8 protein-coding genes are annotated in these 11,120 nt (G+C 38.2%); 1 reads left to right on the plus strand and 7 read right to left on the minus strand.

The features are described 5' to 3' along the window. Positions 1-19: 19 nt before the first annotated feature. A complete protein-coding gene (locus TTE_RS09210) occupies positions 20-1,459 on the minus strand; it encodes an amino acid permease (RefSeq protein WP_011026072.1) in 1,440 nt (479 codons plus the stop codon). A gap of 380 nt (positions 1,460-1,839) precedes the next feature. On the opposite strand from TTE_RS09210, the gene TTE_RS09215 reads away from it, so the two are divergent. Next, complete coding sequence (locus TTE_RS09215; protein ID WP_011026073.1) at positions 1,840-3,153, plus strand: APC family permease; 1,314 nt, start codon at positions 1,840-1,842, stop codon at positions 3,151-3,153. A 77-nt stretch (positions 3,154-3,230) separates the two neighbouring features. Here TTE_RS09215 and TTE_RS09220 read toward each other — a convergent pair whose 3' ends face one another. The 6 genes from TTE_RS09220 to TTE_RS09245 form a co-directional block, all read right to left on the minus strand. Then, complete coding sequence (locus tag TTE_RS09220) at positions 3,231-4,136, minus strand: hypothetical protein (protein ID WP_011026074.1); 906 nt, start codon at positions 4,134-4,136, stop codon at positions 3,231-3,233. 28 nt (positions 4,137-4,164) lie between these two features. Beyond that, positions 4,165-5,355: an ROK family transcriptional regulator gene (locus TTE_RS09225; protein ID WP_011026075.1), complete on the minus strand. Its 1,191-nt coding sequence runs from the start codon at positions 5,353-5,355 to the stop codon at positions 4,165-4,167. A gap of 14 nt (positions 5,356-5,369) precedes the next feature. Further along, entirely contained in the window at positions 5,370-6,359 is a 990-nt protein-coding gene (gene galE / locus TTE_RS09230) for a UDP-glucose 4-epimerase GalE (RefSeq protein WP_011026076.1), read from the minus strand. A 4-nt stretch (positions 6,360-6,363) separates the two neighbouring features. Further along, positions 6,364-7,536 carry a galactokinase gene (locus TTE_RS09235; protein WP_011026077.1) on the minus strand — a complete coding sequence of 391 codons (1,173 nt, stop codon included), beginning with the start codon at positions 7,534-7,536 and terminating at the stop codon, positions 6,364-6,366. 13 nt (positions 7,537-7,549) lie between these two features. Then, positions 7,550-9,109, minus strand: a complete 1,560-nt coding sequence (gene galT / locus TTE_RS09240) for a UDP-glucose--hexose-1-phosphate uridylyltransferase (protein ID WP_009609960.1) — start codon at positions 9,107-9,109, stop codon at positions 7,550-7,552. 227 nt (positions 9,110-9,336) lie between these two features. Next, positions 9,337-11,061 carry a beta-N-acetylhexosaminidase gene (locus TTE_RS09245; protein ID WP_011026078.1) on the minus strand — a complete coding sequence of 575 codons (1,725 nt, stop codon included), beginning with the start codon at positions 11,059-11,061 and terminating at the stop codon, positions 9,337-9,339. Positions 11,062-11,120 lie beyond the last annotated feature (59 nt).

The raw sequence follows: 11,120 nt of genomic DNA on the forward strand, positions 1-11,120 counted from the left end.
GTTGGGCTTCCCTTTGCTTTTACTTTTGATTCTCTTTCCCAATATAGTATCCTGTACCTTCCTTGGAATGCTTGTATCCATAGCTAAAGTAGATGATAAGGCCTATTATAAGCCACACAGTGAATCTTATAAACGTCACAACAGGAAGGCTTGCAATTAACGCAAGAGAACCGATTATTCCAATAGGTCCAATCACCCATATAGCTGGAACCTTGAATATCCTCTTCCTCTCTGGATCTGTATACCTCATCACCATTACGCTTATGGTAACTAGTGTAAAGGCAGTGAGGCCCCCTATATTAGCAAGCTCTGCCAGTTCGCTTATTGAGAGAAAACCTGCAAATATTATGGCAGCTGTATAAATCACATAAGCAGCATTTCTTGGAACTCTGCGAGTAGGATGCACAAAAGCAAACCATTCAGGCAGCAATCCATCGCGCCCCATAGCAAAGAGTATGCGGCTAGCACTCAAAGAGTTGCCCAGCATGGTAGCGATGAGTCCAAATAGCACGCTTATTGATATGAGCGCTCCGCCCCATGGAATCCCTACCTGCATTAGCACAAATGCAGCCGGGTTTGGAACATCGAGTTTTGTCCAGTGTACCATTCCAGTGATAACGGCAGACATTGCCACATAGAAGAGAGCGCACAGGCTTATTCCACCTATCAAAGCTATAGGTATGTCCCTCTCAGGTCTTTTTACCTCTTCAAGAAGAGATGTTATTCCGTCAAATCCAGTATATGCAAAGAAGGTCAGTGCCGCTCCAGTCATAATACCTGCAAGACCATAAGGAGCAAACGGAGTAGTCCAGTTCTCCAATTTGATGTGGAATACTCCAACAGTTAGCACAAACAAGATAGCAAATACCTTTGCCGTAGTAAATAAGGCATTTGCTATACCAGAAGCCCTAATTCCTGTGAGAGCAATCCATGCAACAATCAAAAGTCCTAAAATTGCCGGTAAGTTCACTATCCCACCGTGAGTTATGTCGTGGGAAATCGCCTGAGGTAAAGTAATCCCAAAAACCGTCTCCAAGAAAGAATTAAAATATCCTCCCCATCCAACTGCAACCGTAGACGCAATCATAGTAAACTCAAATATCAAGTCCCATCCGACAATCCAGGCAAATATTTCCCCTAGTGCAACATAAGAATAAGTGTAAGCACTTCCTGCCACTGGCACCATGGAAGCAAACTCTGTATACGCCAGAGCCACTGCAATAGTCACTATTCCACCCAAAGCGTAAGAAATCATTATAGCAGGTCCTGCAAATTTAGCAGCAGCAACACCTGGCAGTACAAAAATTCCCGCCCCAATTGTAGCTCCCAAAACGAAGAGCATCAGCTCAAACCAGCCAAGCTCTCTCTTGAGGCGGTATTTTTCCTCCTGCGCAAGTTCCATGGCATGCTCGGGCAGCTTTTTCCTCAAGACACCCTTTGCACCTGAACTCTCTACCATAAGGTTCCCCCCCATTTTTATCTAATTTTTTAAGAGTAAGCTGACAACCCCCACAAAATTTTTTCTAAAATCCCCCTTTAGAATTTTAAACTTTAAAGTAATATCCCTTTAAGTATAATATTTCGCCGAAAAATTTAAAACTCCTTCTTGCTGCTTTATATTTTTTCTCGATATTTTTGCTCAAAATTGTACATAAATTGATAGAATGTGATACACTTTTGTCAAAAACTCTCTTATAATAATTCTCCCCACCATACATAGCCTGACTAAAAAATTTTAATAATTCAAAGTTTTAAACTTGAAAATTGCCTTTTGAGATATTATACTCTCCTTTAACTAAGCATGAAATAAACCTGAAAACACGAGGGAGGGGAAAGAAAATGGTTGAAGAGAGAAACAAAGAAGAATTAAAGCGAGTACTGGGTACATGGGACCTAGTAGCATTTGCAATTATGACTATGGTGCCTATTGCGCCCATGGGGATTTACGGTGTAATAGCAGTTGTCAGTCACGGGCATGTGCCATTGGCGTATACACTTGCTGCTATAGCCATGTACTTCACTGCTTGGGGATATGCTCAATTTGCCTTAAGGTACCCAGAAGCAGGTTCTGTTTATGCTTATGTGCGCGAATCTGTCGGATTCCACGCAGGTTTTCTAGCAGGATGGTCAATTCTTCTAGATTACATCTTAGTTCCAGCACTTGTCATAATGGTTTCAGCCCTTTGGCTAGAAGCTTTGACTTCTATAAGCATGATATGGTGGGCTTTGCTCTTTATAGTGCTAGCCACTTTTATGAACGTTTTGGGTATTCAGCTTACTTCCCGCGCCGCATGGATACTATTTGTTTTTGAACTTTTTGTCCTCATAGTATTCATTGCAGTAGCAATATACAAAATCGCTTCTACACCTGGCTTAAGTTTTAATTTAGCTCCATTTTACAATCCTAGTGACTTCAGCCTTCACGCAGTCTTAGCAGGAACTTCTATTGCCGTTTTAAGCTTCTTAGGATTTGACATCATGACCACCCTCGCAGAAGAAACAGTAGAAGCCAGAAAAAACGTATCTCGAGCCGTTCGAATAGTAATTCCTTTAGTCGCATTAATGTTTGTGTTGCAGACCTATTTAGGCGCGGTGGTACACCCAGGGTATAAATTTGCAGATCCAGACGTGGCCTTCTTTGAAATCACAAAAGAGGTAGGCGGAAACTGGCTTCAGATGCTTGCCGTGTTGGGTACCGTGCTAGCCTGGGGAATAGGAGATACTATGGCTGCTCAAGCAGGTATATCAAGAGTCCTTTTCTCCATGGGGCGTCAAGGCCATCTTCCAAAAATTTTTGCGCGCATTCACCCCCAGTATAAAACTCCATATGTAGCTACAATATTTGTCGCCCTTATAACCGGGCCTTTAATCTATCTCTTGACCTTAAAAGATATCACTTCATTAGTAAACTTTGGTGCTCTTACTTCTTTCATCGCAATGCATCTCTCTTTAGGATACATCTTTTTAGCAAAAGAAAAGAGACCATTAGCCGTAATTATGCCAGCTATTGGCTTTATTATTACTGCTGCCGTATGGTGGGGATTAGATAAGCTTGCCAAAGAATTAGGATTTGCATGGCTCATATTAGGTTTCATTTATTTAGCCATTATTACCCGAGGTTTTCGCGTCAAGACCACTCTGCCCATTGATTGAAAAAGAGGGAACAGATTCTACAAGAGCTGTTCCCTCTTCTTATTTGTTTATTTTGTAATATTTTGTTTTACACATTCCTATCTTCTGCAATACTTCTTCGCAATATCATCAAATATGTTCTCATCTATTTCCTTTACATATACTCCATCGTAAAGCTCCCATTCTTCAATGTGTTCAACTGTTTCACCGGGCTGTAGTTTTGTTAAAGGACTTAATGTCTCTATTTCAAGCATCCAGTCGTTTGTGTATGTTTCAAAAGACACACCAAAGTCAGGATATGTTGCATTCTCCTTCGGATAATATCTTTTTATGAAAAGGTGTCCCCCTCTTACGTAAGCAGCCCAACCTTCTTGGTTATTAATTCCTAACTTAAAAGGTTTTCTGTTATTAGGATCTTGTTTCAGTGCAATATATTTTTCTCCCCAATACACCCTTTTATCATTCATTTTAGAATAAGGCCAAAGTACAATTTGCCTATTTGGAAGTAAATCTGTGTCTTTATTTGGTTGAGGAATTATTTCGATGCCCTCAGGTGCAAGTACTGTTATTGTCCATGCTGAAAGCTCAATAGGCCATGCTCCAAGATTAGTTATCCTGTGTACAAGCCTTACTTTGTTCTCATTCGGATTTAAAACTATGTCAATTTCCTTCTGTGTGTTTACCCATTTTTCAGGCTTCTGAATAAGCCTTATCCCGTTTTCTATTTCATGCCAATCAACAGGGTCATTATCTGGTATATAAGTCCTCTTTCTGTCTTCAGGACTGTGCCATAGCCTGTGGCCGCCGTAAAACCTGAATTCATCCCCTCCTTTTAATCCGAGAGTTTTGGGATCCAGATTAAACTCGTTTGCATCTTCCTCAAATCCAAATCTCACGATTCTGGGCCCTATATCTGTAGTCGCCACAACATCAATAATGCCATTTGAAAGTCTTATGCTGTTCTCCCATCCAGAAAAGTTTATTTTTTCAATTTTTACTGACATATTCCTCCTCCTTCCTGTTACAGTGCTTTCATAGTACTTCGTCCATCACAAGATTAGCAGCTCCTATTAGCGTAGCGTTGGGCCCAAGCTCAGAAAAAGCTATAGAACACGCATTAAAAGCACTTTCAAAAGCCCTCTTTTTGGCTGTTTCTCTCATTATGTCTTCAAAGAACTCGCGTCCCTGTACAATTCCACCTCCTATAAGTATTAATTCAGGGTTAAATGTATTTATTATATTTGCTATGCCTATGCCTAAGTATCTCCCTATTATCCTCAATGTAGATACAGCCAAGTCATCGTTTAATTTGGCAGCTTCATATATCATTTCAGGAGTAACACTATCCAGCATTCCCTCTGCCATTTGGTACACAATAGAATCCGTTCCTTCTTTGATCGCTTTTACAACAAAATTGACCAACGCCTTTTCAGACGCCAAAGCTTCAAAGCAGCCATAATTGCCGCAGCTGCACTGAGGTCCTGCTACGTCAATTGTCGTATGCCCTATTTCACCTGCACTGTCACTGGCGCCAGTGTATATCCTGCCGTTTATGAGAATTGCAGAACCTATTCCGTAACCGACTTTTAAAAATATCATGTTCACCACATCTTTTGCCTTCCCCATATGAAATTCCCCTAAAGCCATTGCTCTCACGTCATTTACAATATAGGTAGGTATTCCAAATTTCTCTTCTACAATTGACTTTAATGGCATATTTCTCCAACCTATATTGGGCGCAAAAACTGATATACCTTCTTTCATCTTTACAGGACCTCTTACCACAATCCCTATCCCTGAAACATTTTGAGGCGCCTCTTTTATCGCTTTCTCTAATGTAGACAATAGTAAATCTAAGACTTCTTCTTTTTTTAGCCCTTTTATTGAGTGTTTTTCGCTCTTCTTTGTGTTAAGCTCTGCATCAAGAGTATACTGGTGCAAAGTGTAAGTGCTTATGTGAATTACAATAATATTCATGAAATCCGGGTTTAATTTAATAAGTATTGGAGGCCTCCCTCCACTGGATTCCCCAACCTTGTACTCTATCACCACATTATCTGCCAGAAGTTTATTTACAATATTTGTAACAGTTGGAGGAGTTAAATTAGTCTCCTTTGCAATATCTGCTCGGGAAATCGGCCCCATTTTTCGTATAATATTTAATATGACAGACTCATTCATTCCTTTTAGTAGCTTGTAACTTACTGGTATTAAATTTTCCATTTCCATCCCTTCCTTCAATCCCTTTTAAAGCCATTTGGATGGTTTTTATGCCACATCCAGGCACTTTTAATTATCTCTTCTAAAGAAGCATATTTAGGCCTCCACCCCAGATCTTTCATCGCTTTTTCGGAAGATGCAACTAAAACTGCAGGGTCTCCTGGGCGCCTTCCTGTAACTTCTGCTGGAATAGGATGTCCTGTCACTTTCCTCGCAACCTCTATGACTTCTTTTACAGTAAAGCCTTCCCCATTACCTAGATTGTAAACTTCGCTTTTATTTTCTTTTCTTAACTTCTCCAAAGCCAAAATGTGTGCATCTACTAAGTCCATGACATGTATATAATCTCTTATAGGTGTGCCGTCTTTTGTAGGGTAGTCATCTCCATAAATCATTACTTTATCTCTTTTCCCCAAAGCTACCTGGAGTATAATGGGAATAAGGTGTGTCTCAGGAGAATGGTCTTCTCCAATTTCACCTGTTTCAAGAGCTCCCGCGACATTAAAATAACGAAGCGCCACGTACTTAATCCCATAAGCGGCATCCGCCCATTTTAACATCTTTTCAATAGCGAGCTTTGTCTCCCCATAAGGATTCGTAGGTTCGGTCCTGTCCTCTTCCTCTATTGGAATTCTCTCAGGTTCACCGTACACTGCTGCAGTTGAAGAAAATACAATTTTTTTGACACCATGTTTTTTCATAGCCTTTAGAAGAGATAAAGTCCCGCATACATTGTTCTCATAGTACTTAAAGGGATTTTCAACGCTTTCTCCAACAAGTGAAGAAGCTGCAAAGTGCATTACAGCCTCAATATCATTTTCTGAAAAAACTTTGTCTAAAAAATCTTCATCCCTTAAATCTCCTATGTATAATTTTCCTCCTAAAACAGATTCACTGTGCCCTGTGGCGAGGTTGTCTACCACAACTACTTCCTCATTCCTTTTTAATAAAGCATAAACTGCATGACTTCCAATATAACCTGCTCCACCACAAACCAGAATCGCCATTTCATTACCTCCTCAAATATTCAACTTCTCCTGCTCCCTCACCTACTCCTGTGACATAGACTGTTGGAGCATATCCTATTTTCTGCGTGTAATTGCGTGTCACTACCTCTATGAATTCTTCCACTGCGTCTTCTTTTACAATGCTTACTGTGCACCCTCCAAATCCTGCTCCAGTCATTCGAGAGCCCACTACTCCCTTTAATTTTAGCGCTTCTTCTACCAGTGTGTCCAGTTCTTTCCCTGTAACTTCAAAGTCATTTCTTAACGAATTATGCGACTCTATCATCAATTTACCAAATTTGACTATATCATTATCATTTAAGGCTTTTACTGCATCTAAAACTCTTTTATTCTCTGTTATGACATGCCTTGCCCTTTTTCTCAAGACCTCATCAGGTATCAAATCTTTATACTCTTCAAACCGTTCAACTGTAACTTCAGATAAATTTTTTACAGGCAAAGCTTTCTTGAGATAAGTAAGAGCTTTCTCACATTCACTTCTTCTTTCATTGTATTTTGAGTCTAAAAGTCCTCTTTTTTTATTTGTATTTGTAATCAAAATTTTGTAGCCTTCAAGATTTAAGGGCACATACGAGTATTCCAAAGTATCACTTTTCAAGAGGATTGCATGGCCTTTTTTACCCATTCCAACGGCAAATTGGTCCATTATACCGCAGTTTACCCCCACAAACGTATTTTCTGCCCTCTGACAAAGCTTTACAAGATTTATCCTGTCAATGTTTAAATTGAAAACTTCATTGACTGCAACAGCTGTAACCATTTCTATTGAAGCTGACGAGGAAAGGCCTGCACCAACCGGGATATTACCCCCAAATACAATTTCAAACCCAGAAAATTCATACCCTTCCTCCTGCAATATCTTTAAAACCCCTTTAGGATAATTTGCCCAGTCATGCTCTTTATCGTAGAAAATCGAGTCCAAATCCACCTCTACCTTTAAATCAAAATTTAATGAAGCCATAAATACTTTTTTGTCATCTCTTTTTCTTATAGCAGCATAAGTTCCAAAATCAAGAGCACATGGAAATACATAGCCTCCGTTATAATCCGTGTGCTCTCCAATTAGATTCACTCTTCCTGGCGAGTAAAAAAGCCTTATTTCTCTGTCACTCTTGCCATAAAATTTTTCTAAAGCTTCTACCACTGCTATTTCCATCTTTCGTCTCCTTTCATGATAATTTTTTAAATCCTGCTGTTTCCATAAATTTTTCAAAGGCTTTTTTGCCTTTTTCGTCTCTCTTAAAAACTCCTGCATCCAGAAGAACCTGCAAAAATTTATTTCCAACTTCCTGTTTTATATAATTTTCGGCTTCCTCTTCAGTGCAATGAGTCCCATATTTGACAATCAATTCTTCAATCCAATGAAGGTGTTTGTACAATGGATGATTTTCATCATACATATCTTTATTAAACTTCTCTTTCCCAGTTAAAATTTTTCTAATTTCCTCCAATTCAAATTTCAACCTTCCTGGTAAAACTGCCAGCCCCATGACTTCTATGAGGCCAATATTTTCTTTCTTTATATGATGAAGTTCCTCATGAGGGTGAAAAATTCCGTAAGGGTATTTATCAGTTGTCCTGTTATTTCTTAGGACCAAGTCAATTTCATATTCTCCTTCTTTATTGAATCTGGCAATTGGCGTGATTGTATTGTGAGGGACAATCTTCCCATCCTTTTCTGAGTATGCCAATACATCTACAGATTCATCACTGTAGCCCTTCCACACATTCAATATATGGGAAGAGAGCTTTGTCAGTTTTTCTCTATCTTTACTTGATAGGCGAATAACTGACATGGGCCATTTTAATATCCCTGCTTTCACTTCTTTATATTTAGGATGTATAAAATATTCCTCTATAGGCGCTTCCTCCATTGGAAAGGTATGCCTTCCCCCTTGAAAATGCTCATGGACTAAAATTGACCCGCCTACAATTGGCAAATCTGCATTGGATCCCATGAAATAATGGGGAAATTGGTCAATAAAGTCAAAAAGCCTCACAAAAGTTTTTTCTGAAATTTTCATAGGTATATGCTCTTCGTGTAGGAGGATGCAGTGCTCATTGTAGTAGACATAGGGGGAATACTGGAAATACCATTGCTCTCCCGCAACTTTTACGGGTATTATCCTTAAGTTTTGTCTTGCAGGATGATTTAAATTTCCAGCAAAACCTACATTTTCGATACACAGAAGGCACTTTGGATATCCTGATTGGGGAATTTTCTTGGCTTTCTCTATCTCTTTTGGGTCTTTTTCCGGCTTTGAAAGATTTATTGTAATCTCTAAAGCCCCATATTCAGTGGGAGTGCGCCAGTATAAATTCTGTGAAGTCCTGTCCATACGTATATAATTAGAAGCTTTAGAAAGCTCATAAAAATATTCTGTAGCTTTTTCAATCCCATCTTTTGATGCAATTTCATTGAACTTTCTTACAACTTCTGATTCCCTTGGCATTAAAAGCCCCATAATCCTTGCATCCATTAAATCTCTATAGGTGACAGTATCTTCAATAAGTCCTATCTCTACTCCATAATCGAGCAATTTATTTAAAATAGGAGAGGGGGTGTCTAATTCCTCCTCAGGAACTTCACCCTCATAAGGTTTTTCTATTTTGAACAAATCCATAAGAGCATTTCGACTTGGAATTACATCAAGCTCTTCTATTAGCCCTTTTTTTAGCGCAAATTTTAAAAGCCTTTCAATGTGAAATGCTGCATCTTTTTGAGTCATTTTCTTTCCCTCACAGACTTTATTATATTTTTTAATTAAGTCTTCAAAAGAAAAGCGCCTGGTATGTCAACAATAGCAGTTACAATAAAAACGTAACTTCTAATGCACTACAATATACCCTCAACAAATTTTGTTTTATGTGAAAGGTTTATTTATTATTTTAATTAACATCTTTTTTATTATATTCGACACATACTCAAAAATTCCTTCTAATTTGTGAAAAATTTTTAGAAAATCCTCAAGTCAGCTCTTCCAGCAGCCCCATAAATTTTTACAATTACAACTTCTAAATTCTCTTTTTTCCTCTCAGAAAGCCACAGCCTTGCATATCTATTTCCAAATTCAACAAAATCAGAAAAATTGACTTCGCCTCTTAGCCTTTTTATTCCAATTCTTAACATATCCCTTATCATTTCTAAATCCTCTGGTAGCGTTACATTGTAAACTTTTTCTAACATTTTTTCATATTCCTTCAAAAGAGCTTCAGTATCTTTAAGGTTTTTTATGAATCCCATGTAATAGTCCAGCCACAAATCTCCTGTACTTTTTTCTCTCCTGTGCACATTATCTTTCAAAATCTCTGAATAATATCTAAAGGTAGGTGTTCCTAAAAATACATGCTTAATTGTCATTGAAAAGAGGTCATTTCCAAATAATTTTCTTACCTCTAGCACTTCATGCCTTTCTCCAGAAAGTGCAATCCACTTTTCCTCCCAATTTCCATTCCCTTCTGCAATTTCCATATTTGCAAGTATCAAAGGATCTAAAAAGCTGTAAAGTGCTTCTGCTCCATCGTCTCCCCATGAGGTTACTAAAAAACCTTTTACCCCTTCTTCTTTCGCAGGTTTCAAAAAGTTAGTTATATTAGTTATGGCTATGTCAAAACTTGGATAAAATCTTCCCCAGTTAGAAAAACCGGGACATACTATTTGCTTTTCCTTCCTTTTCCCAAAAAGATTTATTTTTTCACGGAAGTGCTTCTCAGAAAGGTTTGTATAATCCCAGTTAGCAATAATTACATCATCCCATATTTCACTTTCAAGCACTACTTTCCACTTTTCTCTTTCATCAGGTCTTAGATACATCCCTGTCAGCATATCTCCCCAAACTATAGGGGTTTTGCCTTTATCCCTTACTATATTTATTAAATTTCTGTGATGAAGTTCAAAAAGCTCTGGCCCCTTGAAAGTATTTGTTTTGTCAAGACTTTTACCCCTACCTAAAGCCCATGTCTCATCTCCTCCAATGTGAATGTGCTCTGATGGGAAAAATTCTACAACTTCTCTTAAAAGGTCATATGTAAACTCCCTCGCCTCTTCATCAAAAACGTTAATGGTACCTTCCTGGGGTCTGTGCCATTCACTAAACCTTGTAAATTCGGGAAGAGATAATATATTTTCCATATGGCCGCAAAGCTCAAGAGAAGGAAAAACTTCTATGCCTAAATTCTCCCCATAAGATATTATTTCTTCCAATTCTTCTCTTGACAATCTACCTCTTAATTTTCCAATCTGAGGGTATTTCTGCCATGGAAAAAGGTCTTCGAAATAAATGCCAAAATAGTTGTATTTCAGTAAAAACAACCATCTTAAAATCTTTTTAAAAGTATCTAAATTGGGCACTCCACCTCTAGCAATATCCAAATGATACCCTCTAAATGGAAAATGAAACTCCTCTTCTATCTCTACTTCTGGAAGGCGCTTTTTTGTCTGCATCACAATCTGTATAATTGTAGCATAGGAGACTTTCTCCTCCCCCCAAATCTCTACCTCTCTTTCTTTTATTTTTACACCAGTACCTTCTCTATCTATCTTCTTAATAACCCAACTACCTTGAGGTATGTTAAACTCTTTTCTAAAAAATTCAGGTAAGTTATTAAAACCATCAAATGAAAACCAATTGCCATTAAAAACAAATCTTTTAGGTTCTGGAACAATAAATACTTTATCCATAACAGCTTACCTCCTCATAATCTTCATTCCTTAATAAGTTCTTTATCTTTTTAAAAAAT

The sequence above is a fragment of the Caldanaerobacter subterraneus subsp. tengcongensis MB4 genome (assembly GCF_000007085.1).
Lineage (GTDB): Bacteria > Bacillota > Thermoanaerobacteria > Thermoanaerobacterales > Thermoanaerobacteraceae > Thermoanaerobacter > Thermoanaerobacter subterraneus.

What these genes read in the sequence shown, in the direction of transcription:
- TTE_RS09210 (WP_011026072.1), bottom strand. Translation starts at nt 1,459, where the DNA reads ATGGTAGAGAGTTCAGGTGCAAAGGGTGTCTTGAGGAAAAAGCTGCCC.
- TTE_RS09215 (WP_011026073.1), top strand. Translation starts at nt 1,840, where the DNA reads ATGGTTGAAGAGAGAAACAAAGAAGAATTAAAGCGAGTACTGGGTACA.
- TTE_RS09220 (WP_011026074.1), bottom strand. Translation starts at nt 4,136, where the DNA reads ATGTCAGTAAAAATTGAAAAAATAAACTTTTCTGGATGGGAGAACAGC.
- TTE_RS09225 (WP_011026075.1), bottom strand. Translation starts at nt 5,355, where the DNA reads ATGGAAAATTTAATACCAGTAAGTTACAAGCTACTAAAAGGAATGAAT.
- galE (WP_011026076.1), bottom strand. Translation starts at nt 6,359, where the DNA reads ATGGCGATTCTGGTTTGTGGTGGAGCAGGTTATATTGGAAGTCATGCA.
- TTE_RS09235 (WP_011026077.1), bottom strand. Translation starts at nt 7,536, where the DNA reads ATGGAAATAGCAGTGGTAGAAGCTTTAGAAAAATTTTATGGCAAGAGT.
- galT (WP_009609960.1), bottom strand. Translation starts at nt 9,109, where the DNA reads ATGACTCAAAAAGATGCAGCATTTCACATTGAAAGGCTTTTAAAATTT.
- TTE_RS09245 (WP_011026078.1), bottom strand. Translation starts at nt 11,061, where the DNA reads ATGGATAAAGTATTTATTGTTCCAGAACCTAAAAGATTTGTTTTTAAT.